Source organism: Pseudomonas peli, assembly GCF_900099645.1.
Lineage (GTDB): Bacteria > Pseudomonadota > Gammaproteobacteria > Pseudomonadales > Pseudomonadaceae > Aquipseudomonas > Aquipseudomonas peli.
This window is the reverse complement of record NZ_FMTL01000001.1, coordinates 155,513-180,514: the sequence shown is the minus strand read 5'-3', so window position 1 is coordinate 180,514 and position 25,002 is coordinate 155,513. Positions and strand designations below refer to the sequence as shown.

General features: G+C 59.4%; 28 protein-coding genes. 25 read left to right on the top strand and 3 right to left on the bottom strand.

Annotation, left to right across the window (positions count from 1 at the left end):
• The first annotated feature begins 11 nt into the window (after positions 1-11).
• The 4 genes from BLO50_RS00985 to murB are packed head-to-tail and all read left to right on the top strand — an operon-like array spanning position 12 to position 2,442.
• A complete protein-coding gene (locus BLO50_RS00985; protein ID WP_090248012.1) occupies positions 12-197 on the top strand; it encodes a Trm112 family protein in 186 nt (61 codons plus the stop codon).
• Complete coding sequence (gene kdsB, locus BLO50_RS00980) at positions 198-962, top strand: 3-deoxy-manno-octulosonate cytidylyltransferase (RefSeq protein ID WP_090248010.1); 765 nt, start codon at positions 198-200, stop codon at positions 960-962.
• Positions 962-1,426, top strand: a complete 465-nt coding sequence (locus BLO50_RS00975) for a low molecular weight protein-tyrosine-phosphatase (RefSeq protein ID WP_090248008.1) — start codon at positions 962-964, stop codon at positions 1,424-1,426. Before kdsB ends, BLO50_RS00975 begins: the two co-directional genes overlap by 1 nt.
• Complete coding sequence (gene murB, locus BLO50_RS00970; protein ID WP_090248006.1) at positions 1,423-2,442, top strand: UDP-N-acetylmuramate dehydrogenase; 1,020 nt, start codon at positions 1,423-1,425, stop codon at positions 2,440-2,442. Before BLO50_RS00975 ends, murB begins: the two co-directional genes overlap by 4 nt.
• A gap of 103 nt (positions 2,443-2,545) precedes the next feature.
• Here murB and rne read toward each other — a convergent pair whose 3' ends face one another.
• Positions 2,546-5,644: a ribonuclease E gene (rne, locus tag BLO50_RS00965; protein ID WP_090248005.1), complete on the bottom strand. Its 3,099-nt coding sequence runs from the start codon at positions 5,642-5,644 to the stop codon at positions 2,546-2,548.
• A gap of 581 nt (positions 5,645-6,225) precedes the next feature.
• Here rne and rluC point away from each other — a divergent pair.
• From rluC to sppA, 3 genes are read left to right on the top strand one after another with little or no spacing between them, the layout of a single operon-like run.
• Positions 6,226-7,179 carry a 23S rRNA pseudouridine(955/2504/2580) synthase RluC gene (rluC, locus tag BLO50_RS00960; protein ID WP_090248003.1) on the top strand — a complete coding sequence of 318 codons (954 nt, stop codon included), beginning with the start codon at positions 6,226-6,228 and terminating at the stop codon, positions 7,177-7,179.
• Positions 7,172-7,882 (top strand): HAD-IA family hydrolase, encoded by a 711-nt coding sequence (locus BLO50_RS00955; RefSeq protein WP_244152819.1) that lies wholly within the window; start codon positions 7,172-7,174, stop codon positions 7,880-7,882. The genes rluC and BLO50_RS00955 overlap by 8 nt, the downstream gene beginning before the upstream one ends.
• The gene (gene sppA / locus BLO50_RS00950) at positions 7,872-8,849 is read left to right on the top strand and encodes a signal peptide peptidase SppA (RefSeq protein WP_090248000.1); all 978 of its coding nucleotides are present in this window, start codon (positions 7,872-7,874) and stop codon (positions 8,847-8,849) included. Before BLO50_RS00955 ends, sppA begins: the two co-directional genes overlap by 11 nt.
• A gap of 50 nt (positions 8,850-8,899) precedes the next feature.
• On the opposite strand, the gene BLO50_RS00945 is transcribed toward sppA, so the two are convergent.
• Positions 8,900-9,478, bottom strand: a complete 579-nt coding sequence (locus BLO50_RS00945; RefSeq protein ID WP_090247998.1) for a Maf family protein — start codon at positions 9,476-9,478, stop codon at positions 8,900-8,902.
• A gap of 122 nt (positions 9,479-9,600) precedes the next feature.
• On the opposite strand from BLO50_RS00945, the gene BLO50_RS00940 reads away from it, so the two are divergent.
• The 13 genes from BLO50_RS00940 (at position 9,601) to BLO50_RS00880 (ending at position 19,653) form a co-directional block, all read left to right on the top strand.
• Complete coding sequence (locus BLO50_RS00940; RefSeq protein WP_090247997.1) at positions 9,601-10,128, top strand: YceD family protein; 528 nt, start codon at positions 9,601-9,603, stop codon at positions 10,126-10,128.
• Positions 10,129-10,141: 13 nt separating this feature from the next.
• Complete coding sequence (gene rpmF, locus BLO50_RS00935) at positions 10,142-10,324, top strand: 50S ribosomal protein L32 (protein ID WP_090247995.1); 183 nt, start codon at positions 10,142-10,144, stop codon at positions 10,322-10,324.
• Positions 10,325-10,327: 3 nt separating this feature from the next.
• Positions 10,328-11,338: a phosphate acyltransferase PlsX gene (gene plsX / locus BLO50_RS00930; protein ID WP_090247994.1), complete on the top strand. Its 1,011-nt coding sequence runs from the start codon at positions 10,328-10,330 to the stop codon at positions 11,336-11,338.
• Between the two features lie 104 nt (positions 11,339-11,442).
• Positions 11,443-12,381, top strand: a complete 939-nt coding sequence (gene fabD / locus BLO50_RS00925; protein WP_090247992.1) for an ACP S-malonyltransferase — start codon at positions 11,443-11,445, stop codon at positions 12,379-12,381.
• A 15-nt stretch (positions 12,382-12,396) separates the two neighbouring features.
• Positions 12,397-13,140 (top strand): 3-oxoacyl-ACP reductase FabG, encoded by a 744-nt coding sequence (fabG, locus tag BLO50_RS00920; RefSeq protein WP_090247991.1) that lies wholly within the window; start codon positions 12,397-12,399, stop codon positions 13,138-13,140.
• 196 nt (positions 13,141-13,336) lie between these two features.
• Complete coding sequence (gene acpP, locus BLO50_RS00915) at positions 13,337-13,570, top strand: acyl carrier protein (RefSeq protein WP_058066290.1); 234 nt, start codon at positions 13,337-13,339, stop codon at positions 13,568-13,570.
• A 107-nt stretch (positions 13,571-13,677) separates the two neighbouring features.
• A complete protein-coding gene (gene fabF / locus BLO50_RS00910) occupies positions 13,678-14,922 on the top strand; it encodes a beta-ketoacyl-ACP synthase II (protein ID WP_090247990.1) in 1,245 nt (414 codons plus the stop codon).
• Positions 14,922-15,737, top strand: coding sequence for an aminodeoxychorismate lyase (gene pabC, locus BLO50_RS00905; RefSeq protein WP_090247989.1), 816 nt, complete (start codon positions 14,922-14,924; stop codon positions 15,735-15,737). The genes fabF and pabC overlap by 1 nt, the downstream gene beginning before the upstream one ends.
• A gap of 3 nt (positions 15,738-15,740) precedes the next feature.
• Positions 15,741-16,793: an endolytic transglycosylase MltG gene (mltG, locus tag BLO50_RS00900; RefSeq protein ID WP_090247988.1), complete on the top strand. Its 1,053-nt coding sequence runs from the start codon at positions 15,741-15,743 to the stop codon at positions 16,791-16,793.
• 9 nt (positions 16,794-16,802) lie between these two features.
• On the top strand, positions 16,803-17,435 hold the full coding sequence (gene tmk / locus BLO50_RS00895; protein WP_090247986.1) for a dTMP kinase: 633 nt from the start codon (positions 16,803-16,805) through the stop codon (positions 17,433-17,435).
• Positions 17,428-18,414: a DNA polymerase III subunit delta' gene (locus BLO50_RS00890; protein WP_090247985.1), complete on the top strand. Its 987-nt coding sequence runs from the start codon at positions 17,428-17,430 to the stop codon at positions 18,412-18,414. The genes tmk and BLO50_RS00890 overlap by 8 nt, the downstream gene beginning before the upstream one ends.
• Before the next feature lie 36 nt (positions 18,415-18,450).
• Positions 18,451-18,807, top strand: a complete 357-nt coding sequence (locus tag BLO50_RS00885) for a PilZ domain-containing protein (protein WP_090238100.1) — start codon at positions 18,451-18,453, stop codon at positions 18,805-18,807.
• Between the two features lie 63 nt (positions 18,808-18,870).
• The gene (locus tag BLO50_RS00880) at positions 18,871-19,653 is read left to right on the top strand and encodes a TatD family hydrolase (RefSeq protein ID WP_090247983.1); all 783 of its coding nucleotides are present in this window, start codon (positions 18,871-18,873) and stop codon (positions 19,651-19,653) included.
• 236 nt (positions 19,654-19,889) lie between these two features.
• On the opposite strand, the gene BLO50_RS00875 is transcribed toward BLO50_RS00880, so the two are convergent.
• Positions 19,890-21,023 carry an aminotransferase class V-fold PLP-dependent enzyme gene (locus BLO50_RS00875; protein ID WP_090247981.1) on the bottom strand — a complete coding sequence of 378 codons (1,134 nt, stop codon included), beginning with the start codon at positions 21,021-21,023 and terminating at the stop codon, positions 19,890-19,892.
• Between the two features lie 76 nt (positions 21,024-21,099).
• Here BLO50_RS00875 and BLO50_RS00870 point away from each other — a divergent pair, with 76 nt between their 5' ends.
• The 5 genes from BLO50_RS00870 to BLO50_RS00850 all read left to right on the top strand — a co-directional run bounded on the left by BLO50_RS00870 (position 21,100) and on the right by BLO50_RS00850 (position 24,956).
• Positions 21,100-21,738 (top strand): TetR/AcrR family transcriptional regulator, encoded by a 639-nt coding sequence (locus tag BLO50_RS00870; RefSeq protein WP_090247979.1) that lies wholly within the window; start codon positions 21,100-21,102, stop codon positions 21,736-21,738.
• 79 nt (positions 21,739-21,817) lie between these two features.
• A complete protein-coding gene (locus BLO50_RS00865) occupies positions 21,818-22,786 on the top strand; it encodes a GTP 3',8-cyclase MoaA (protein WP_090247977.1) in 969 nt (322 codons plus the stop codon).
• Positions 22,787-22,813: 27 nt separating this feature from the next.
• Positions 22,814-23,704 (top strand): radical SAM protein, encoded by an 891-nt coding sequence (locus tag BLO50_RS00860; RefSeq protein ID WP_090247975.1) that lies wholly within the window; start codon positions 22,814-22,816, stop codon positions 23,702-23,704.
• A 76-nt stretch (positions 23,705-23,780) separates the two neighbouring features.
• Positions 23,781-24,383: a DUF4823 domain-containing protein gene (locus tag BLO50_RS00855; RefSeq protein ID WP_090247973.1), complete on the top strand. Its 603-nt coding sequence runs from the start codon at positions 23,781-23,783 to the stop codon at positions 24,381-24,383.
• A 3-nt stretch (positions 24,384-24,386) separates the two neighbouring features.
• Entirely contained in the window at positions 24,387-24,956 is a 570-nt protein-coding gene (locus tag BLO50_RS00850) for a DUF1285 domain-containing protein (protein WP_090247972.1), read from the top strand.
• Positions 24,957-25,002 lie beyond the last annotated feature (46 nt).

The window sequence follows — 25,002 nt, the reverse complement described above, 5'->3', positions numbered from 1 at the left end:
AAGGATCTCCCATGGACCCGAAACTACTCGACATTCTCGCCTGCCCACTGTGCAAGGGCCCGCTGAAGCCCGCCGCTGACAAGAGCGAGTTGATCTGCAAGGCCGACGCACTGGCTTTCCCAGTGCGCGATGGCATCCCGGTGATGCTGGAAACCGAAGCCCGCACCCTCAACGTCGACGAGCGCCTGGACAAGTAAATGAGCACTGCCTTTACCGTTGTGATTCCGGCGCGTTTCGCTTCCAGCCGCCTGCCGGGCAAGCCGCTGCAGGATATTGCCGGCAAACCGATGATTCAGCATGTCTGGGAACAGGCGTGCAAAAGCAGCGCGCAGCAGGTGGTGGTTGCCACTGACGATGCGCGCATCGTTGAGGCGTGTCAGGGCTTTGGTGCGCAGGTGGTGTTGACCCGCGTCGATCACAATTCAGGCACCGACCGTCTGGCCGAGGTGGCGACGGCTCTAGGTCTGGCTGCTGACGCCATCGTGGTCAACGTACAGGGTGATGAGCCGCTGATTCCGCCATCGATCATTGATCAGGTGGCGGCCAATTTGGCAGCGAATCCGCAGGCGGCCATCGCCACCCTGGCTGAGCCGATCGAGGATGTGCAGGCGCTATTCAACCCCAACGTGGTCAAGGTGGTCAGCGACAAGACCGGCCTGGCTTTGACCTTCAGCCGCGCGCCGCTGGCCTGGGCGCGGGATGCCTTTGCCAAGAGCCGTGACGAGCTTCCAGCAGGCGTGCCATATCGCCGTCACATTGGCATCTACGCCTACCGTGCGCAGTTTCTGCATGACTTCGTCGCCTGGGGCCCGTGCTGGCTGGAAGACACCGAGTGCCTGGAGCAGCTGCGCGCGCTCTGGCATGGCGTGCGTATCCATGTCGCCGATGCCCTTGAAGCGCCGCCTGCGGGTGTCGACACACCGGAAGACCTGGAGCGGGTTCGTCGCCTGCTGGGGGCCTGATGCGCGTTCTGTTTGTCTGTCTGGGCAATATCTGCCGCTCACCCACTGCTGAAGGTGTGTTGCGCCACAAGCTGCGTGAAGCCGGGCTGGAAGGGCGCGTCGAAGTCGATTCGGCCGGCACTGGTGACTGGCACGTGGGCAAGGCGGCGGATCTGCGCACGCGTCAGGCTGCGCAGCAGCGTGGCTATGACCTGTCTGCGCTGCGCGGTCGGCAGGTCAAGGCGGCGGATTTTCACGGCTTTGACCTGATTCTGGCCATGGATAACAGCAACCTGCACGACCTGCAGCAGCTGCGCCCAGGCAATGATGCGGCCGAGTTGGACCTGTTTCTGCGTCGTTATCAGTTGGAGCTGGATGAAGTGCCGGACCCCTATTACGGTGGTGAAGCCGGTTTTGCCCAGGTGCTGGATTTGATCGAGCAGGCCTGTGATGCCCTGGTTATCGAACTCAAGGGGCGCTTATGAGCTTGCAGGTGCGCACCCAGGTCTCGCTGAAGCTCTATAACAGTTTTGCCGTCGAGGCCCAGGCCAGCCATTTTGCCGAGGCTGAGAATGATCAGCAGGTGCGCGAAGCGCTGAGCTATGCGCAAACGCAGCAGTTGCCGCTGTTGTTGCTCGGGGGTGGCAGCAATCTGCTGCTCACCGCTGACGTTGATGCGTTGGTGTTGCGTATGGCCAGTCGCGGTATTCGCGTACTCAGCGATGACGGCGAGCGTGTGGTGATTGAGGCTGAAGCGGGTGAGTCCTGGCATCCGTTTGTGCAATGGACGCTGGCGCAGGGCTTTGCCGGCCTGGAAAACCTCAGCCTGATCCCAGGCACCGTGGGGGCGGCGCCGGTACAGAATATCGGTGCGTACGGTATTGAGCTTAAGGATCTGTTTGCCGGGTTAACTGCCCTGGATCGTTATAGCGGCGAGTTGCGCGAGTTTTCTCTGCAGGACTGCGCCTTTGCCTACCGCGATAGCCTTTTCAAACGAGAAAGCGGGCGCTGGGTCATCCTGCGAGTGCGCTTTGCCTTGAGCCGCGCGGCTGCGCTGCATCTGGATTACGGTCCGGTGCGTCAGCGTCTGGCGGAGCAGGGCATCAATGCCCCGACGGCGCTGGATGTCAGCCAGGCCATCTGCGCCATTCGCAGCGAAAAACTGCCTGACCCGGCTGAGCTAGGCAATGCAGGCAGCTTCTTCAAGAACCCCTTGGTATCGAGTGAGCTGGCGCAACGCTTGCGCGCTGAGCATGCCGATCTGGTGGCTTATGCTCAGGCTGATGGACAGGTCAAGCTGGCCGCGGGCTGGTTGATCGAGCGGGCGGGCTGGAAGGGCTTTCGTGAGGGTGATGCAGGTGTGCATCGTCTGCAGGCATTGGTGCTGGTGAATTACGGCGCCGCCACGGGGGCGCAGTTGTTGGGGCTGGCACAGCGTATCCAGGCGGATATCGCCCAGCGTTTTGCGGTGGAGTTGGAGATCGAGCCAAACGTGCTGTAAGGCGTTTGGCGGCAGGCTGCGACCAGAGTATTGACCGCACTGTAATAAAAGCTAGAACGCAAAAGGGGATGCCGAAGCATCCCCTTTTTTATTGCCTAGCGGATCAGACCTGCGGTTTGACCGCTTCTTTATCCTGCGCGTCGGCTTCTACTTCAGTAAACAGTGAGCTTTGCGGCTCCTGGCTTACTTCTGCTTCTACTTGCGCGGCGGTTTCGGCCTTGGGCTCGACGGCTTCGATGCTCTCAGGTGCTTCGGCTGCAGTTTCAACTGCGGCTTCGGCAACCACTTCTGCAGCCGGCTCTTCAGCTACCAGTGCAGCAGCTTCAACCTGTACGGCAGCAGCTGGGGCTTCGGCGGCTTCGCGGGCCAGACGCTCGGCTTCACGCTGACGACGACGCACTTCGCGCGGATCGTTAGGTGCGCGACCGGTGCTGCTGACGGCGACCACAGGGGCAGCTTCTGCGGCTGCAACTTCAGCTACTACAGCTTCGGCAACCGGCTCGGATGCGGTAACCACGGCAGGTGCTTCAACAACCTCTACAACCGGGGCGGGCGCCTCTACAACAGCAGCTGCTGGTGCAGCTTCGCTGACTTCGGTGGCATATACAGGTGCTTCGCTGACCTCGACAACCGGGCTGCTTACTGCTTCTACACCTACTGCCTCAACAGTGGCTTGTGGCGCTTCAGCGGCAGCGATTTCGCGTGGCTGCTCCTGCTCGACAATTACCGGTGCTGCTTCGGTTGCTTGGGCTGCTTCGTCCGTACCAGTGATAACGGCGGCGGTTACTGCTGCTGCAACTACTGCGTAGTCGGCATCAGTTGATACTTCTGCGCCTTCCTCGCTGCCTTCGATCGGGTTGCCGTTGGCATCGTTCTGGCGTTCGCGACGATTGCTGCGACGACGCTGGCCACGGGAGCGGCGACGTGGGCGATCACCACCTTCGCTGCCTTCCTGCTCATCGTCCTGCAGCGCTTCTTCAGCGTTCAGTACTTCTTCATCGGCGGCTACTGCGGCCTGTTCAGCTCGCGGCTGGCGCTCTTCACGCGGTGCGCGCGGCTGGCGCGGTTCGCGTTGTGGGCGTTCGGCACGGACTTCTTCGCTGACCGTTGCGCTATCACCCGGTGCGGCATCCAGTGGCTCACGCAGTTCGCGCGGTTGGCGCTCTTCACGTGGCTTGCGGTCGCGCGGCTGACGCTCTTCGCGCGGTGGGCGCGATTGGCGCACTTCCTGCGGCTGACGAACTTCTACAACGTCGCGTGGGCTGCGTTCTTCACGTGGCGCACGTTCCTCGCGCGGTGCGCGTTCTTCACGAGCAACGCGTGGCTGACGTTCTTCGCGCGGTGCGCGCTCTTCACGAGGACCGCGGTCTTCACGTGGTTTACGCTCTTCGCTGTTGCGACCACCGCGGTTGCGATTCTGTTGGCGACCGTTACGACGCTCATCGCTGCGCTGTGGGCGTTCGCTGGTTTTCTTCTCGACGACGGCAGGCTTTTCTTCTTCCTTACCAGCGAACAGGCTGACCAGCGACTTGACCAGACCTTTGAACAGGCTTGGCTCAGCGGCAGCAACAGGCTGTGTGACTACTGCTTCAACTGGCGTTGGTGCTGTGCGCTGCGGCGCGGTCTTGATCGCTGCTTCCTGGCGAACCAGGGTGCGGGTTGCCGCAGCCTGCTTCTCTTCTTCCACTTCAATAGTCGCCATTTCATAGCTCGATTGAGTGGATTGCGCTTCAGGGCTGTCGTCACGGATGCGCGTAACTTCGAAGTGCGGTGTTTCCAAGTGGTCATTCGGAATGATCACGATCCGTGCACGCGTGCGCAGCTCGGTCTTGGTGATCGAGTTGCGTTTTTCGTTGAGCAGGAAGGCGGCAACTGGAATTGGCACTTGTGCGCGGACTTCAGCAGTGCGGTCTTTCAGGGCTTCTTCTTCGATCAGGCGCAGAATGGCCAGCGACAGCGATTCAACGTCGCGGATGATGCCTTGACCGTTGCAGCGTGGGCAGACGATACCGCTGCTTTCACCCAGGGATGGACGCAGGCGCTGGCGCGACATTTCCAGCAGGCCAAAACGCGAGATACGGCCCACTTGTACGCGGGCACGATCAGCTTCCAGGCTTTCACGGACTTTTTCTTCCACGGCGCGTTGGTTCTTCGCCGGGGTCATGTCGATAAAGTCGATGACGATCAGGCCGCCGATGTCACGCAGACGCAGTTGGCGGGCGATTTCTTCAGCCGCTTCCAGGTTGGTCTGCAGGGCCGTTTCTTCGATGTCGCTGCCTTTGGTGGCGCGTGCCGAGTTGATGTCGATGGACACCAGGGCTTCGGTTGGGTCGATAACAATCGAACCGCCGGACGGCAATTTCACTTCACGCTGGAAAGCTGTTTCGATCTGGCTTTCGATCTGGAAGCGGTTGAACAGCGGCACGCTGTCTTCATACAGCTTGATCTTACTGGCGTATTGCGGCATCACCTGGTTGATGAAACTCAGGGCTTCCTGCTGCGCTTCGATGCTGTCGACCAGTACTTCGCCGATGTCCTGGCGCAGGTAGTCGCGGATGGCGCGGATGATCACATTGCTTTCCTGGTAAATCAGGAAAGGTGCGGCGCGGTCCAGCGAGGCTTCTTTAATCGCGGTCCAGAGCTGCAGCAGGTAATCGAGGTCCCACTGCATTTCTTCGCTGGAGCGGCCGAGGCCTGCGGTGCGCACGATCAGGCCCATGTCGCTTGGAGCGACCAGGCCGTTCAGTGCTTCGCGCAGCTCATTGCGCTCTTCGCCTTCGATGCGGCGCGAGATACCACCAGCACGTGGGTTGTTCGGCATCAGCACCAGGTAACGACCGGCGAGGCTGATAAAGGTGGTCAGGGCTGCGCCCTTGTTGCCACGCTCTTCTTTCTCGACCTGAACAATGACTTCCTGGCCTTCCCGGAGCACGTCTTTAATGTTGACGCGACCTTCTGGGGCCTTGCTGAAATATTCGCGGGAGATTTCTTTGAGCGGAAGAAAACCGTGGCGCTCAGAGCCGAAGTCGACGAAGGCAGCTTCGAGGCTGGGCTCTACACGGGTAATTTTACCCTTATAGATGTTGGATTTTTTCTGCTCACGGGCGCCGGACTCGATGTCCAGGTCGTAGAGTTTCTGCCCATCTACCAGGGCAACACGCAACTCTTCGGGCTGAGTTGCGTTAATCAGCATTCTTTTCATGTAGTACCGTCGGTTTCCGGTGCTGGCGGAAGCGGCGTTCGGCACACACGACTTCAGGGGTCGGTGTCAGGTGCGTCAGGAACGGTCGTAAAGCGTTCCAGTGTCTAGCGGCGGTCAGCCAATTGTGCTGGGCCGCGACGGACGTCTCCTGCTCGCTGTGATAACAGAAAGCACTAAGTCAGGAGGAGGAATCAGCTGTTGGTAGCGGACGAGATGAAGCGTCTTGGTAAAGCGAGCTGCTACGCGGACCAACAGTTGTACATCTCCACCCTACACGTATCGCTGAAACTCGGGTGCCGCTCGCGAACATCCGCAGCGGGTTAACTATTACCGCAACCGTCCAAAGGGACTGGTTGCGCATCATGGCTTATAGGCTTTATTTCCGAGTTATTCACAGCCTTGGAGGCTTTTCTTTCGTTGAATAACCCGTCGGACGGCCTCACGTCCCAAATGGGTTGCGTTGGTTGGGGGATGGCAGTTTTGGCGATCATCCGCAAACCAAGCCGCTTTTGGCGGCGTTCCCGACTATAGCAGCAATGATTAAGTGCTTCAATTCCATAAAAAATTGTTATGATTGCGCGATGACAAATCCTTCCCCTCCAACCTCCGGCGTCCAGCTGCTCGAGGTTGCGCCGGAACTTGCCGGCCAGCGCATTGATAACTTTCTTCGCACCCAGCTTAAGGGCGTGCCCAAGACTTTGATTTACCGGATTTTGCGTAAAGGCGAAGTGCGTGTGAACAAGGGGCGGATCAAGCCTGAGTACAAGTTGCAGGCCGGCGACATTATTCGCGTGCCGCCGCTGCGTTTGGCTGAGCGCGATGAGCCCGAGCCGTTGGCGCAGGGTCTTTTGCAGCGTCTTGAGGCTGCAATTGTCTATGAAGACAAGGCGCTTATCGTGCTGAATAAGCCGGCTGGCATCGCCGTGCATGGCGGCAGTGGCCTGAATTACGGAGTTATCGAAGCCTTTCGTCAGTTACGTCCGGATGCCAAGGATCTGGAACTGGTGCATCGTCTGGATCGTGATACGTCCGGTCTGTTGATGATTGCCAAGAAGCGCAGCATGTTGCGTCACCTGCACGAAGCCCTGCGGGGCGATGGTGTGGATAAGCGCTATATGGCGCTGGTGCGCGGTCATTGGGCAACGGCCAAGAAACAGGTTAATGCGCCGCTGCTGAAGAGCAATCTGCGTTCCGGCGAGCGCATGGTCGAGGTCAATCCTGAGGGTAAGGAGGCATTGACCGTCTTCCGTGTGTTGCGCCGCTTCGGCGAGTTTGCCACCTTGGTCGAGGCAAAGCCGGTCACCGGGCGTACCCATCAGATTCGTGTGCATACACAGTATGCAGGGCACTGCATTGCCGGTGACAGCAAATACGGCGATGACGATTTCACCAAGGAAATTCGCGATCTAGGCGGCAAGCGCCTGTTTCTGCATGCCTATGAGTTGGTGGTTCCGCTGCCTGAAGGTGGTCAACTCAAGCTTGAAGCGCCGGTCGATGAAATGTGGGCGCGAACTATGGTGCGTCTCAGTGAGTGATTGTCAGGATCGTGGCTACCAGCTTCTGATTTTCGATTGGGATGGCACGTTGGTTGATTCCATTGGTCGGATTGTCACTGCGATGCATATGGCTGCCGATGCCTGTGAGTTGCCGCGTTGCACGGATGATCAGGTGCGCGGCATTATCGGCTTGGGTTTGCCTGAGGCGATTCGTTGTCTTTATCCGGATATGCATGGCGCACTTCGTGCGCAGCACTTGCGGCAAAGCTACAGCGAAAACTACCTGGCTCTTGAGTCCGAGCCTTCGGCGCTGTTCCATGGCGTGGCTGAGGGTTTGGAGGCGTTTCGTGCCGAGGGTTATCGCCTGGCGGTAGCGACTGGCAAAGGGCGGCATGGATTGCAGCGCGTGCTTGCGGATCGTGGCTGGCTGGATTATTTCGACTACAGCCGCTGCGCCGACGAAACGGCGAGCAAGCCGGATCCGCTGATGTTGCACGAGATTCTTGCGCAAAGTGGTGTTGCTGCTAGTCAGGCGCTGATGGTGGGTGACTCATCCTTCGATCTGTTGATGGCGCAGCGCGCTGGCATGGATTGTGTGGCGGTGGGTTATGGCGCGCAGCCGTTGCAGGCGTTGCGTGAGTGTCAGCCAACGCTGGCAATAGAATGTTTCACCGAGTTGCGCGTTTGGCTAGGTCAGCGCGCGTCTAATCAGTCAGTTGAGGTGGTTTTGCATGGCAGATGAATGGAAGGCGTCGGCTCCTGCTGATGGCGACGGTAAAAGCTGGCAGCTACTGGAGAAGACTCTGCTGGCTGGTGTGCAGGAACAGCGTCGCGCGCGGCGTTGGGGGATTTTCTTCAAGCTGCTGACCTTCATTTATATCTTCGGTGCGCTGGCGTTGTTCTCTCCCATGCTGGCGATGAAAAAAGGCGCGACTACCGGCAGTCATACTGCGGTGATCGAGGTTCGCGGGATGATTGCCGATCAGGAATCGGCCAGTGCCGACAATGTTGTCAGCAGCCTGCGTGCGGCGTTTGAGGATGCCAACACCAAGGGCGTGATCCTGCGCATCAATAGCCCGGGTGGCAGTCCGGTGCAGTCGGGCTACATCTATGACGAGATTCGCCGCCTGCGCGCCGAATACCCGGCGATCAAGCTGTATGCAGTGATCACCGATTTGGGTGCGTCGGGTGCCTATTACATCGCTAGTGCGGCTGATGAGATCTATGCCGACAAAGCTAGTCTGGTTGGCTCCATTGGTGTGACTGCGGCAACCTTTGGTTTTGTGGGGGTGATGGAGAAGCTGGGTGTGGATCGCCGCGTGTATACCTCCGGCGAGCACAAGGCGTTTCTCGATCCGTTCCAGCCGCAAAAGGCCGAAGAGACCAAGTTCTGGCAGGGCGTTCTGGAAACCACCCATCGTCAGTTTATTGCCAGCGTTAAGCAGGGGCGTGGCGAGCGCTTGAAAGATGCCGAGCACCCTGAGCTGTTCTCGGGCTTGGTCTGGTCTGGCGAGCAGGCTTTAAAACTTGGGTTGGTCGATGCCTTGGGCAATACCAGCTACGTGGCGCGGGAGGTGATTGGCGAGAAGGAAATCGTCGACTTCACGGTGCAAGAATCACCTTTCGATAAGTTTGCCAAAACTTTAGGTGCCAGCATGGCTGAGCGCATTGCCCTTTGGATGGGGTTCCAGGGGCCGGCGTTGCGCTAAGGTCTGGAGCTGTTGCAAGCAAGCCCGGTCATTGATCGGGCTTGTTGTTTTTAGGGGATATCGATACCGCTGGCTTGCAGCATGTCCACCAGGCGGATCAGGGGGAGGCCGATCAGGCTGTTGCTGTCGCTGCCTTCGGTGCTGCGAAACAGGCTGATGCCCAGGCCTTCGGCCTTGAAGCTGCCCGCGCAGTCGAAGGGTTGTTCGGCGTTCAGGTAGCGCATGATTTGCGCTTCGCTGAGGGCGCGGAAATGCACCGTGAAGGGTACGCAGTCGGTTTGCTGCTGGCCGGTGGCGCTGTTAAGCAGGGTGAGGCCAGTCAGAAAGGTCACGCTGTTGCCGCTGGCGGCCATTAGCTGTTCGCGAGCGCGCTCCAGGGTGTGCGGTTTGCCGATGATTTGTGAGCCGAGTACCGCGACCTGATCTGAACCGATGATCAGGTGCTGCGGGTGGCTAGCGCTCAGTGCTTGGGCCTTTTCCAGCGATAATCGGCGTACCAGGGCTTCAGCGCCTTCATTAGGTCGTCGTGATTCGTCGATTTGCGGAGCGCTCCAGGTGAAGGGTAAGCGCAGGCGGGTGAGCAGTTCACGTCGGTAGGGTGAGCTGGAGGCGAGCACCAGAGGCAGCACGGCGATTTCCTTCTATATATAGTTGTTTACAGATGGTGGGCGATTCTAGCTGTCGGCCCATATGCTGGACAGGCCGAATTTCCTTTGACAGCGGCTGGTTGCATCCCTAAAATGCGCCGCCTATGTCAAATGGCCCGATTCCACCTCACGTTGATCCGCGCAAATTAGCCGATCGCAGCGCCACCCTCGAAGGTGAGCTGCAACTGTCAGATTTGCAGCGACTCTGCGGCCCGCTTGCCGATAATCAAGGCATGGTGCGTACGAAGTTCTTCTTCGAGCGCGACGAGCGCAATGCTGTAGTTTTTCACAGCGAGCTTGAGGTTGAAGTCAAGATGGTTTGCCAGCGTTGTCTGGAGCTGGTCACTTTGCTGATCCATAGCGCGTGTGATTACGCTGTGGTGAAAGAGGGTGCGAATACCCAGTCAGTGCCGCAAGGCTATGACGTGATTGAGTTGGGTGAAGACCCATTGGATCTGCTGGCGCTGGTTGAGGAGGAGCTTCTGCTTGCCTTGCCCATTGTCCCGGCTCATGACCCTAAAGATTGCCAGCAGCCGGCCGGCCTCGAAGAGCCCGAGTCGAGCGAGGACGAGGTAACGCGGTCCAACCCGTTCAGTGTATTGGCGCAGTTAAAGCGTGACCCAAACGTTTAGGAGTTAATTAGTTATGGCTGTTCAGCAGAACAAAAAATCCCGTTCCGCCCGTGACATGCGTCGTTCGCACGATGCCCTCGAGGCCAGCACCCTGTCGGTCGAGAAAAGCACCGGTGAAATCCACCTGCGTCACCACGTATCGCCAGAAGGCGTTTACCGTGGTCGTAAAGTGATCGACAAGGGCGCTGACGAGTAAATCTTGTCCGCTCCGATCATCGCGATTGATGCAATGGGTGGGGACTTCGGTCCCCACTGCATTGTTCCAGCCTGCATCTCTTGCCTGGCTGAATACACTTCGTTGCACCTGGTCCTCGTCGGCCAATCTTCTCTGCTTGAATCTCTGATTGCCCGCTATCCCGGCGTCGATCGTGCACGTCTGCGCATTGAGCATGCTGGTGAGATTATCGCCATGGACGAGCGTCCGGCCCAGGCGCTTCGTGGCAAGCCTGATTCGTCGATGCGTATCAGCCTTGAGTTACTGCGCAATGGTGCGGCGCAGGCCTGCGTCAGTGCCGGTAATACCGGGGCACTGATGGCGTTGTCGCGCTACGTGCTGAAAACCCTGCCCGGCATTGATCGTCCGGCCATGGTCACCGCCATTCCGACGCAGGCGGGGTTTTGCCATCTACTCGATCTGGGCGCCAATGTCGATTGCAGCGCCGAGCACCTCTACCAGTTTGCCGTGATGGGTTCGGTTACTGCCGAGGCGCTGGGTACAGTGCGTCCGCGTGTGGCGTTGCTGAACGTCGGCACTGAAGACATCAAGGGCAACCAGCAGGTCAAGCTGGCGGCGAGTCTGCTGCAGCAAGCTGAAGGCCTGAACTACATCGGCTTTGTCGAGGGCGATGGGTTGTATCGCGGTGAGGCCGATGTTGTGGTGTGCGACGGTTTTGTCGGCAATATCCTGCTCAAGTCCAGCGAAGGCCTGGCTGCAATGATTGCCGGGCGGATTGAGGCGCTGTTTAAGTCCAGCCTGGCTGCGCGCATGGTGGGGGCTTTAGCGTTGCCGCTGTTGCGGCGCTTGCAGGGTGAGCTGGCCCCGGCGCAGCACAATGGTGCGAGCTTTGTCGGGCTGCAGGGTATTGTGGTGAAAAGCCATGGTGCGGCCGGGCCTGAAGACTTTAAAAGCGCTATTCGCCGAGCTTTGCGGGAGATTGAAGAGGATTTGCCGCAGCGTTTGCACGGTCGCCTGGGCGAGCACCTGCTTTAGAATGTGACCGCAGCGGGCAGCCTGTCATCCAACTGTCAGTTTCTTGCGCTTGGCTAGGCTGGGCGCGTATTACCGACGATCACGATCATTAGGAACAGGTTTCCATGTCTGCATCTCTCGCATTCGTCTTTCCAGGTCAGGGTTCCCAGTCGCTGAGCATGCTCGCCGAGCATGGTGCGCAACGACCGCTGATCCTCGAAACCTTCGCCGAGGCTTCCGAAGCCCTTGGTTATGACCTCTGGGCGTTGACTCAGCAAGGTCCTGAAGAACAACTCAATCAAACCGACAAGACTCAGCCGGCGATCCTCACCGCTTCTGTTGCGCTGTGGCGTGCCTGGTTTGCTGAGAGCGCCGCGCGTCCGGCGTTTGTCGCCGGGCACAGCCTGGGTGAGTACTCGGCGCTGGTTGCCGCCGGTAGTCTGTCGCTGGCCGCTGCGGTCAAGCTGGTTGAACATCGCGGCCAGCTGATGCAGCAGGCTGTTCCAGCCGGGCAGGGCGGCATGGCAGCGATTCTCGGTCTGGAAGATGCTGATGTAGTGGCGGCTTGTGCCGAGGCTGCGCAGGGTGAAGTGGTCAGCGCGGTGAATTTCAATGCCCCGGGTCAGGTGGTGATCGCCGGCGGCGCTGCTGCCGTCGAGCGCGCTATTGAGGCGTGCAAAGCGCGTGGCGCCAAGCGCGCGATGCCGTTGCCGGTTAGCGTGCCGTCGCACTGCGCGTTGATGCGCCCTGCGGCTGAGCGCTTTGCCGAAGCAGTAGCGGCAATTGACTGGCAGGCTCCGCAAATCGCTTTGGTACAGAACGTCAGCGCTGCGGCAGTGACTGATCTGGAAGGGCTCAAGCGCGACCTGCTGGCTCAGCTTTACAGTCCAGTACGTTGGGTCGAGTCGATCGTCTGCCTGTCTGCGCAAGGTGTGACGGATCTGGTTGAGTGCGGTCCGGGCAAGGTGTTGTCTGGTTTGAACAAACGCTGCGTCAAAGGCATCAATACCCATAACCTGGACACCCCGGACGCCTTCGCTGCTGCGAACGCGGCCCTAGTCTGATTAAGGAGAAACGTTATGAGCCTGCAAGGTAAGGTTGCATTGGTCACCGGCGCAAGCCGCGGTATTGGCCAGGCGATTGCCCTGGAGTTGGGGCGTCAGGGTGCCGTGGTTGTTGGTACCGCTACCACCGCTTCGGGTGCTGAGCGTATTGCTGAAACCCTGAAAGCCAATGGCATTGAAGGCGCCGGTTTGGTCCTCGATGTTAGCGACAGCGAATCGGTCGCCAGCACCCTCGAACATATCCAGCAACATCTTGGTCAGCCGTTGATTCTGGTCAATAACGCCGGCATCACCCGCGATAACCTGATGCTGCGCATGAAAGATGACGAGTGGTTTGATGTCATCAACACCAACCTGAGCAGCCTGTACCGGCTGACCAAGGCTGTGCTGCGCGGTATGACCAAGGCACGCTACGGGCGCATCATCAACATCGGTTCGGTAGTGGGCGCCATGGGCAACGGTGGCCAGGTCAACTATGCAGCAGCCAAGGCCGGTCTTGAAGGTTTTGGCCGTGCGTTGGCGCGTGAAGTAGGTTCGCGGGCGATTACTGTGAACGCCGTGGCACCGGGTTTTATCGACACTGATATGACCCGTGAATTGCCAGAAGCGCAGCGCGACGCGCTGCTGACACAAATTCCGTTGGGCCGTTTAGGGCAGGCCGAAGAGATCGCAAAAGTGGTCGCTTTCCTCGCTTCTGATGGCGCGGCTTACGTCACAGGCGCTACTATCCCTGTGAACGGCGGGATGTACATGAGCTGAATGTGACGGATGGCTTCAGAAAACTGTCATAGATGCTGTCTAAAATCCGTTATAAAGCTGCAACAGGTTTGTAGGCAGGTCGTTGAAGTGTTTGTGGGGCACCCCGGCATTCAGCTTGAAATGCTAAAAACCCTTTCTATACACTTGGTCGCAGAATAGCGGCCAAGATTTGTCCCATTAGGAGTGAGAACAACGTATGAGCACCATCGAAGAACGCGTCAAGAAAATCGTTGCCGAGCAACTGGGCGTCAAAGAAGAGGAAGTAACCAACAGCGCTTCCTTCGTTGAAGACCTGGGTGCCGACTCGCTTGACACCGTTGAGCTGGTGATGGCTCTCGAGGAAGAGTTCGAGACCGAGATCCCGGACGAACAAGCCGAGAAGATCACCACCGTTCAGGAAGCGATCGACTACGTTACCGCTCACGCGTAAAACGTAATCGTCGGATCCCGACTCGGAAAAGCCGCACTCCTTACATCAGGTGTGCGGCTTTTCTTTAAGCGCTTTCCAGGCGTTGATAACTAGAAAAGGAGATTGCTGTGTCGCGTAGACGCGTCGTGGTTACCGGTATGGGCATGCTGTCGCCATTGGGTAACGATGTGCCGAGTAGCTGGCAGGGCATTTTGGCTGGCCGCAGTGGCATTGGCCTGCTTGAGCATATGGATCTTTCCGCTTTTTCCACACGTTTTGGTGGTGCGGTAAAGGGGTTCAACGTTGAGGAGTACTTGTCCGCCAAAGAGGCGCGCAAGCTCGATCTGTTTATCCAGTACGGCCTCGCTGCCAGTTTTCAGGCAGTGCGCAACTCCGGCCTGGAGGTCACCGATGCCAACCGTGAGCGCATCGGCGTGGCCATGGGCTCCGGTATTGGTGGCCTGACCAATATCGAGAACAACTGCAGATCGTTACACGAGCAAGGGCCGCGGCGCATTTCGCCGTTCTTCGTGCCAGGCTCGATCATCAATATGATTTCCGGCTTCCTGTCGATCCATCTGGGGTTGCAGGGGCCTAACTACGCCATCGCCACGGCCTGCACCACAGGCACGCACTGCATCGGCATGGCGGCACGCAACATCATGTTTGGCGAGGCCGATGTAATGGTTGCAGGCGGCGCCGAAATGGCGGCCTGCGGTCTGGGTATGGGCGGCTTCGGTGCTGCTCGTGCGCTGTCGACACGCAATGACGAGCCGGCCAGGGCCAGCCGTCCATGGGACAAAGACCGTGATGGCTTCGTGCTGTCCGATGGAGCCGGTGCACTGGTGCTGGAAGAGTTGGAGCACGCCAAGGCGCGTGGCGCGACCATCCATGCCGAGTTGATTGGCTTTGGCATGAGCGGCGACGCTTACCACATGACCTCACCACCGGAAGATGGCGCAGGCGCAGCGCGCTGCATGACCAACGCCTTGCGCGATGCCGGGCTGAATCCTGAGCAGGTGCAGTACATCAACGCCCATGGCACCTCGACTTCTGCCGGTGACAAAGCCGAAATAGCGGCGATCAAGTCGGTGTTCGGCGAGCATGCTTACAAGCTGGCGGTCAGCTCGACCAAATCCATGACTGGGCATCTACTCGGCGCAGCCGGTGCGGTGGAGGCGATCTTCAGCATCCTCGCGCTGCGTGATCAGGTGGCTCCGCCAACCATCAACCTGGATAACCCGGATGAAGGTTGTGATCTGGACCTCGTCGCGCACCAGGCCAAGGCCATGGCGCTGGATGTCGTGCTGTCCAACTCCTTTGGTTTTGGTGGCACCAACGGCTCGCTGGTATTCCGCCGGTTCGCCGGTTAATGCTGAGCTGGATTGACGGCCAACCGGCCGAGTTGCTGTCCGCCAAGGATCGCGGCTTGGCCTACGGCGATGGGCTGTTTGAGACCATCGCCGTAACGGCTGGCCAAGCCGTGTTGCTGGAGCGCCATCTGGCGCGCTTGGCTGAAGGCTGCGCGCGCCTGCGCATCCCTATTGATATGAACCTGCTCAAGGCCGAGTTGCTGGCGTTCTGTCAGCAACTCGGTGATGGAGTGGCCAAACTGATGGTGACTCGCGGCGATGGCCAGCGTGGCTATGCGCCGCCTGAGCCGGCGCAGCCGCGGCGTATTCTGCAAAGCGCAGCGAAGCCGCAGTATCCTGCACGCAATGCTGAACAGGGCGTGCGCCTGTTTGCTTGTGCAACCCGCTTGGCCGAGCAGCCGCTGCTGGCCGGTTTGAAACACCTCAACCGTTTGGAGCAGGTGCTGGCGCGCGCCGAGTGGCAGGACGCCGAGCATGCCGAAGGCTTGATGCTGGATGCGTCCGGGCGGGTTATCGAGGGCGTCTACAGCAACCTGTTTATCGTCCGTGCGGGTCAGTTGATTACCGCGGATTTGAGTCGTTGTGGTGTGGCTGGAGTGATGCGTGCCGAGTTGCTGGCGCAGGCCGCTGCTTGTGGAATCGGCTGTCAGGTGCGCGATTTTGATTTGGCCGAGTTGCTAGCGGCCGATGAAGTCTTTCTCTGCAACAGCGTCTATGGCGTCTGGCCGGTATGCGCGCTGCAAACGCACGACTGGCCGGTCGGCCCGCTCACCCGTAAACTGCAGGCCATTGCCCGCGATCTACTGGACTGCTGATTCGTGATACGCAAAATTTTGCTGCTGCTGGAAGGCGGTGTGTTGCTGGCTGGCTTACTGGTTGCGTTTGCCGCCTGGCAACAGCATACGGCGCTGCAGCAGCCGCTGAAGCTCACCGAGGATTATCTGGTTGAGGTGCCCACAGGTGCCACACCCGGCGGTGTACTCAATCGCCTGGAAGCCGATGGGGTGATCGACAAGGCCTTCTGGCTGCGTCTTTATTGGCGTTTCAACTTGCGCAATCAACCGCTGCACAGTGGCGAGTACCGCCTTACGCCCGGCCTTAAGGCCGTCGATATGCTCGGCTTGTGGCGGCGTGGCGAGGTCTTGCAGTACAGCCTGACGCTGGTCGAGGGCTGGAATTTCCGTCAGGTGCGTGCGGCCTTGGCCCGCGAGACGCGTCTCGATCTGACCCTGACTGAGTTGAGCGATGCCGAATTGATGAAGCGCCTCGGACTGCCGGGCCTCAACCCGGAAGGTCGCTTCTTCCCCGATACCTACAGTTTTGTCCGCGGCATGAGCGATCTTGATTTGCTCAAGCAGGCTCATGCTCGGCTGGAACAGGTGCTGGCCGAAGAATGGGCGCAGCGGGCCAAGGATCTGCCGTACAAAGAACCTTATGACGCGTTGATCATGGCCTCGATGATCGAGAAGGAAACCGGCGTGCCGCAAGAGCGCGGTGAAATTGCCGGGGTGTTTGTGCGGCGTTTGCGTATTGGTATGCGCCTGCAAACGGATCCGACCGTGATTTACGGCATGGGCGAACGCTACAACGGTCGCATCACCCGTGATGACCTGCGTCAGCCGACGGCTTACAACACCTACACCATCGACGGCATGCCGCCGACGCCAATCGCTCTGGTTGGCCGTGAAGCCATCCATGCTGCTCTGAATCCGGTTGCCGGCAGCAGCCTGTACTTCGTCGCTCGTGGTGATGGCAGCCATGTGTTTTCTGACACCCTGGAACAGCACAACCGGGCTGTGCGTGAGTATCAGCTCAAGCGCCGCGCGGATTACCGTTCCAGTCCGGCCCCGGCCGTGCCCAATAATCAGTAAGGACAGCCTGTGAGCGGTTTGTTTATCACCTTGGAAGGCCCAGAAGGCGCCGGCAAAAGTACCAACCGTGACTACCTGGCTGAGCGCTTGCGTGAGCACGGTCTTGATGTGCTGTTGACTCGCGAGCCGGGCGGTACGCCGTTGGCTGAACGTGTGCGCGAGCTGCTTCTGGCGCCCAGTGATGAGCCGATGGCGGCCGACACCGAGCTGCTGTTGGTGTTTGCAGCGCGTGCGCAGCACCTGGCGCAGGTGATTCGTCCGGCCTTGGCGCGTGGCGCTGTGGTGCTCTGTGACCGGTTTACCGATGCAACCTACGCCTATCAGGGTGGTGGTCGTGGTCTTTCCGAAGTGCGTATCGCCTTGCTGGAGGAGTTCGTTCAGGGTTCGCTACGCCCGGATCTGACACTGGTATTCGATCTGCCGATTGAGGTGGGCCTGGCTCGTGCTGCTGCGCGCGGTCGACTGGATCGCTTCGAGCAGGAAGGCCGGCAGTTCTTCGATGCCGTACGCCAGACCTACTTGCGCCGCGCCGCCGAGCAGCCGCAGCGCTACCGCATCCTTGATGCCTCGCAATCTCTGAGTCAGGTTCAGCGCGCGCTGGACGAGTTGCTGCCGCAACTGCTGGAGCTGCAGCGTGGCTGACGCTTACCCCTGGCAGGATTCTCTTTGGCAGCAACTAGCTGGGCGCGCGCAACATGCTCATGCCTATCTGCTGCACGGGCCGGCAGGCATCGGTAAACGCGCCCTGGCCGAACGCCTGATGGCGCGGCTGTTGTGTCAGGTGCCCGCTGGCCTGGATGCCTGCGGTCAGTGTAAGTCCTGCCATTTGCTGGCGGCTGGCACCCACCCGGATAACTACATTCTGGAACCGGAAGAGGCCGACAAGGCGATCAAGGTTGATCAGGTGCGTGAGCTGGTCAGTTTCGTGGTACAGACGGCGCAGCTGGCCGGGCGCAAAGTGGTGCTGGTCGAGCCGACCGAATCGATGAACGTCAACGCCGCCAACGCCCTGCTGAAAAGCCTGGAAGAGCCATCCGGCAATACTGTATTGCTGTTGATCAGCCATCAACCCAGCCGCCTGTTGCCGACGGTGAAAAGCCGCTGCGTGCAACAGGCCTGTCCGTTGCCAAGCGAGGCGATGAGCCTGGCGTGGCTGCAGCAGGCGTTGCCCGGTTGTAGCGCTGAAGAGCATCGCGAGTTGCTCTTCCTTGCCGCCGGCTCGCCGTTAGCCGCGGTGAAGATGCATGAGCAGGGCGTTATCGCGCAGCGTGCGCAGGTGGTTGAGGGGGTGAAGAAGCTGCTCAAACAGCAGATTGCCCCCAGCCAGTTGGCCGAAAGCTGGAATGCGGTATCTCTGCAGTTGCTGTTCGACTGGTTCTGCCAGTGGTCGCAGCTGATGCTGCGCTACCAACTGACCCGTGATGAAGACGGCCTCGGGCAAACTGATATGCGCAAGGTGGTGCAGTACTTGGCGGAGAAAACGCCGCAAGCGAAAGTGCTGAACATTCAGGATTGGTTATTGGCGCAGCGTCAGAAAGTCCTCGGCAAGGCTAACCTGAACCGTGTCTTGCTTCTCGAAGCCTTGCTGGTGCAGTGGGCAAGCCTGCCCGGACCGGGCTAGAATCGGCCATTAAGTGAATAAAATCAGGAATGCCGCATGAGTCTGCCTCCTAACTTGGGCCCGCGTAACGGAATTTTGTCGCTGACAATCAAGGACAAATCCGTGCTCTATGCCGCTTACATGCCCTTTATCAAGAATGGCGGCCTGTTTATTCCAACCAACAAGAGCTACAAGCTCGGTGATGAAGTGTTCATGTTGCTCAACCTGATGGACGAGCCGGAAAAGATTCCGGTCGCCGGCAAGGTGGTCTGGATCACCCCCAAAGGCGCTCAAGGCAACCGCGCTGCCGGTGTGGGTGTGCAGTTCAATGATGGCGACAACACCGCGCGCAACAAGATCGAAACCTACCTGGCCGGTGCGCTGACGTCGGATCGTCCGACTCACACCATGTAACTGGTTTTTCCTCCGTATCACGGTGCCCGCTTTGCGGCACCGATTCTCAAGTGATTGTTCCCCATGCTGGTTGATTCCCACTGTCACCTTGACCGCCTTGATCTGGCCGCCCATGGCGGTTCACTCGATGCGGCGCTGGATGCTGCGCGGGCGCGCGGCGTTGGTCATTTTCTGTGTATCGGCGTCAGTGCCGATAATGCCGCTGCGGTCAAAGGCCTGGCTGAGCGCTATGCCGATGTCGATTGCTCGGTCGGCGTTCACCCGCTGGACCTTGAACCCGGTGCGGCGCCAGCGTTGGATTGGCTGCTCGGCGAATTGAACCACCCGCAGGTGGTGGCCATCGGCGAAACCGGCCTGGACTATCACTACGAGCCAGAGTCCGCAGCGTTGCAAAAAACGTCATTTCGTTTGCACCTGGATGCTGCGCGGATCACCGGTAAACCGGTGATCGTGCATACCCGCGAAGCGCGCGCCGACACCCTGGCGCTGCTGCGCGAAGCGGCGTTGCCGCAAGCCGGCGTGCTGCACTGCTTTACCGAAGACTGGGAAATGGCCAAGGCCGCTCTGGATATCGGCTTTTATATTTCGTTGTCCGGCATCGTTACCTTCCGCAATGCCGAGGCGCTGCGTGAAGTGGCGCGTCAGGTGCCGGTCGATCGGCTGCTGGTGGAAACCGATTCGCCGTACCTGGCGCCGATCCCGCATCGCGGTAAGCCGAACCTGCCCGAGTATGTACGTGATGTGGCCGAGTACCTGGCGGTGCTGCGTGGTGTGAGCTTCGAGCAATTGGCGGAACAGACCACGGTCAATTTCAAGCGCCTATTTCCGCTGGCCCGTGTGGTTTGATAGCAGTAGCCATATAAAGCTGCGGGCAAAAAAAACCCGGCCTCTGGGGGATGAGACCGGGTTAAGACCATTAGGAGTAAATCAAGGTACGCGGTCCACGGTACCTTGCCTGGCGGGGCGCTTGGGGGATACGCCGCACACCAGTAATCCTCAGTATTGGTGAAGATTGCCGAACGTCCAGGCCGTTTGCCGTCATTCTTAAACGGATTTGGAATACAGATCGCGCTGCTGAGTCCTCAAGCAGTCGCCAACTGCTGCAGCAGCGCCAATGCCTCCTCAATGACCCGAGGTTCTGTGTAGAAATGAGGCGACAGGCGGATACCCGCGCCGCGTTGCGCACAGATCACCTGCTGCTGTTTCAGTTGACTGAACAACGCCGAATTGTCCCAGCCATCCAGGCTGAAAGTCAGGATGCCGGCGCGCTGCTGGCGTTCCACGGCGCTGTGCAAGTGCGCGCCAGAGATTTTGCTCAGCCCATCCAGTAGCCATTGCATGCGCTCCTGCAGTGCGTTTTCGACCGCCGTCATACCCACTTCTTCCAGCAGCGAAAGGCTGGCTTCCAGCGCCATCGCACCGAGCATGTTCGGGCTGCCGCATTCAAAACGCCGAGCGCTCTGGGCGGGTTCCCAGCTGGTGCGCTGGTAGTCGCCGGCATGTTCGAGCATATGCCAGCCGTATTCATGCAGCTTGAGCTGCGCACGCAGGTCGCTGCGGCAATAGAACACCCCAAGGCCTTCCGGGCCGAGCAACCATTTATGGCCGTCGGCCATGGCAAAGGCGCATTGGCTGGCCTGCACATCGAAGGGCAGGGCGCCGAGCTGCTGGATCGCATCGATGCACAGCAGCACGCTGCGTGCCTCGCAGCCCTGGCCTAGGCGCGGCAGATCCAAACGCAAACCGCTGGCGTACTGCACGGCGCTGATCGCCATCAGCCGGGTGCGCGGACCACAGGCGGCGAGTAGTGCTGCTTCGGCATCACCCTGATGCAGATTGACCTGCACGACTTCGACGCCCTGAGGTGCGAGCGCTTCCCAGACAATCCGGTTGGAGGGGAATTCTTCGTCGCTGATCACCACTTGATCGCCAGGCCGCCAATCCAGGCCGAAGGCGACAAAGGACAAGGCTTCTGAGGTGTTTTTCACCAGCGCGATATCGCTATGCGAGGGTGCGTTGAGCAAACGCTGTAGGCGCTCACGCAGGCGCCGCTCGACTTGCAGCCAGGCCGGGTAGTCGCGGGCGCCGGTGCGGGCATTCTCGCTGGCGAAGCGGCTAACCGCATCGACGGCCCGTTGTGGCCAAGGAGAAACGGCTGCGTGGTTCAGATAGCGCAGGCCGGGAAGTTGCGGAAACTCGTCATGAACTGCGTACATGGTCGGATGATCCGTGCAATTTGCCGTTAGTTAGGCATAATACGCGCCTTCGTTTTTTTGACCCCGTAGTCCTTTTATGCATAAAGAACCCCGCAAGGTCCGTGAGTTTCGCCGCCGCGAACAGGAAATTCTCGACACAGCACTGAAGCTCTTCCTCGATCAGGGTGAAGACAGCGTGACTGTGGAGATGATTGCCGACACGGTTGGTATTGGCAAAGGCACCATCTACAAACACTTCAAGTCCAAGGCGGAGATCTACCTGCGCCTGATGCTCGACTATGAGCGCGATCTCAACGAGCTGCTGCACTCGGCCGATGTCGACCGTGACAAAGAAGCCCTGTCACGCGCCTACTTCGAGTTCCGCATGCGCGATCCGCAGCGCTACCGCCTGTTTGACCGTCTGGAAGAAAAGGTAGTTAAAGGCAACCAAGTGCCGGAGATGGTCGAGCAACTGCACAAGATCCGCGCCTCCAACTTTGAGCGTTTGACCCAGCTGATCAAGGGCCGCATCGCCGAAGGCAAGCTGGAAGACGTGCCACCGTACTTCCATTACTGCGCGGCCTGGGCGTTGGTGCACGGCGCTGTGGCGCTGTATCACTCGCCGTTCTGGAGCAACGTGCTGGAAGATCAGGAAGGTTTCTTCCAGTTCCTCATGGATATCGGCGTGCGCATGGGCAACAAGCGCAAGCGTGAGGGCGACACCCCGGCTAGCTGAGGTATTCAGCGGGTGGATAACGAATCTGCTGCGTTGGCGGCGCCCCTATACTCGGCGCCTACCTTTGCTGGAGTCATGCATGATCGTTGACCGCCAGGGCAGGCGCTTTCGCAATCTGCGGATCAGCCTGACCGCCGCCTGCAACTATGCCTGCACCTACTGCGTGCCCGATGGTAAGCGGCTCGTAGCCGCTCAGGACGAGCTCTCGGCCGAGGCCATGCTGTGTGGCGTGGCCTATCTGATCGAAGCCGCCGGTATTGAGCGCTTGCGCATCACCGGCGGTGAGCCGCTGGTTAGCCCCAAACTCGACGCTTTTTTGCGCGGCGTCAGTCAGCTCGGTTTGGCCGATATCAGCTTAACCAGCAATGGCCAGCTGCTGGCGCGCAAGCTGCCGCTGCTGCTCGAATGCGGCATCCGCCGCTTGAATATTTCTCTGGACACCCTCGACGCTGCGGCATTTCGCACCATTGCCCGTGGCGGCGATCTGGCGACAGTGCTCGATGGCCTGCAGCAAGCGCGCGCGGCAGGGATGCAAATCAAGGTCAATATGGTGCCGTTGCGTGGGCAGAACCTTGATCAGGTGCTGCCACTGCTCGACTACTGCCTGGCCAATGGCTTCGAGCTGCGCTTTATCGAGCTGATGCGCATGGGCCATCTGGCCCGTGACGGAAATAGCTTCCAGCGCCAGTTTGTCGGCATGCCGGAGCTGTTGGCGCTGATCGGCAGCCGCTACGACTATATTCAGGCGCACGCGCCGCTGGATGCCACCGCGCTGCGTTTCGCCATTCCTGAAGTGGGCCACTTCGGTGTGATCGCCAATGAAAGTGTGCCGTTCTGCCGTACCTGCTCGCGGCTGCGCCTGTCCTCGACCGGCTGGCTGCATGGCTGCCTGTCATCGAGTAATCGCCACTATGTGGGCGATTTGCTCGAAAAACCGCGCCACCAGGCGTTGCCTGCGTTGCAAGGCCTGTTGGTCAAGGCGCTGGGTGACAAACAAGATCTGGCATTCTCTGGCGGTGCGACTGTGATGAAGATTATTGGCGGCTAAGATCGCCACCTGCCTTGAGTGAAGACCATGCAAGATTTCCCCATCAGCTATATCGAACCGGTGTTCCGCCCGCCCAGCGAAGCCCATTCGCTGATCCTGCCTGTGACCAATGGTTGCTCTTGGAATAAGTGCACGTTCTGTGAAATGTACACTCAGGAACAGAAGAAATTCCGCGCCCGCGATGAGGCGCAGGTGCTCGACGAGATTCGCCTGACCGGCGAGAAGATGATCGTGCAGCGGGTTTTTCTAGCCGATGGTGACGCCCTGGTGCTGCCGACACGACGCTTGTTGAGCATTCTGCAAGCGATTCGCGAGCACATGCCAGAAGTCGAACGAGTGTCGAGTTACTGCCTGCCGCGCAACCTGCGCAAGAAGTCCGTGGATGAGCTCAAGGAGCTGGCCGATGCCGGCCTGCGCATGGCCTATGTGGGCTGCGAGTCGGGTGATGAAGAGGTGCTGGCACGGGTTAACAAAGGCGAAACCTACGAGTCGAGCCTCAGTGCACTGGACAAGCTTGGCCAGGCTGGCATCACCCGTTCGGTGATGATACTAAATGGCCTCGGCGGCACAAGCTTGAGTGAGCAGCATGCGGATAATTCGGCGCGTTTGATGAATGAATCGCAGCCGGAATTTCTCTCGACCCTGGTGGTGAGTTTTCCGACTGGTGAGGCGCGGTTTCGCGAAGGGTTTGCCGACTTCCGGCCGCTCGGTCAGCAGCAGCTGTTTGTTGAAGTGGAGCGACTGCTACAGAGGTTGGAGCTGCGCGATACGGTATTCCGCAGTGACCATGCCTCCAACTATTTGGTGCTCAAGGGCACTCTTGGCGCTGACAAACAGCGTCTGCTGGCACAGGTACGACAGGCCATCGAGCAGCCGCAACAGGCGCGGTTACGTCAGGAGTGGCAGCGCGGGCTTTGATGCGCAGCAGGTGGCGTGAAATCTGCATCTGGGCTCTATCCGCCGGTTTTCTGTCACCGGCTGCGGGAGATGCGTGATGCGTAGTGTGTTGCTGATAATCGGTGTGGTGCTGCTGAGCGGTTGCATGAAGGCCAGTGATCTGGCGGATGAGGCGATCTATCAGTTGCGTGATGTGGGCGTGCTGGATCACAGCCAGACGCGTCGGGCCAGTCCGTGGCGTTTGCAGGCTGATTCCGTCATCTACGTCGCCCAAGGACATTTTGTGCCGCCCGGTGGTGCCTATCCACGGCCTAATGTGGTGGCCGAGGAAGCCTACAAGGGCTTTGTTGAGTACTTCCCCATGGTGCAGCGCGCCAAGGCGCCATTAGGTCTGGACGAGTCGCTGGCCGAGGCGCGCGAGGCGGGTGCACATTACCTGCTGTACAGCCGTTTCGCCTATGCCGATGACCGTATCGGCACGGTGGAGGAGTGGGAAGATCAGGAGGCGCTGGACCGTCTGGGTACTGATCGCGGGGTGATTCAGTTGATGCTGATCGAGACCAATACTCGCTATTTGGTCGATACCACACGTATTCGTAGCCGCGGAGGCTTCCTCACGCTTTATGATGCCAAGCCTGAGGACTTGATCGGTCCGGCGTTGCAAGATTATGCGCGGCGTTTATTGGGTTTGGGGCGTTGAGTGATGACTGATACAGGCAAGGCCGGCGACCTGCTGGCGCAAATACCCAAAGGCGAGGGCAAGGGCTTGCCACCGGTGCACCTGTGGCACCCGGAGTTCTGTGGCGATATCGACATGCGCATCGCACGCGATGGCACCTGGTATTACATGGGGACGCCGATTGGCCGCAAGCCGATGGTCAAGCTGTTTTCCACCATCATTCGCCGCGATGGCGATAAGTACGTGCTGGTGACACCGGTGGAAATGGTCGGCATTCAGGTGGATGACGCGCCCTTTGTCGCGGTCAGTCTGCAGGTAGAAGATGAGGGCGAGGCGCAGCTGCTGCGCTTTGTCACCAATGTCGAGGATGAGGTGGTGGCAGGTGCCGAACACCCGCTGCGGGTCGATCTGGATGCTGTGACCGAAGAACCGGCGCCCTATGTATTGGTACGCAGCAATCTTGAAGCGCTGATCCACCGTAATGTGTTTTATCAGCTGGTCGAGCTGGCGGTACCACGCGAGATCAATGGCAAGACCTGGCTGGGTGTGTGGAGCGCTGGTGAATTCTTCCCCATTGGGCCGCAGCCGGACTGATCGGCTCTCCCGCTGGCGGTTGTATTCAGCGCAATAAAAAAGGCTC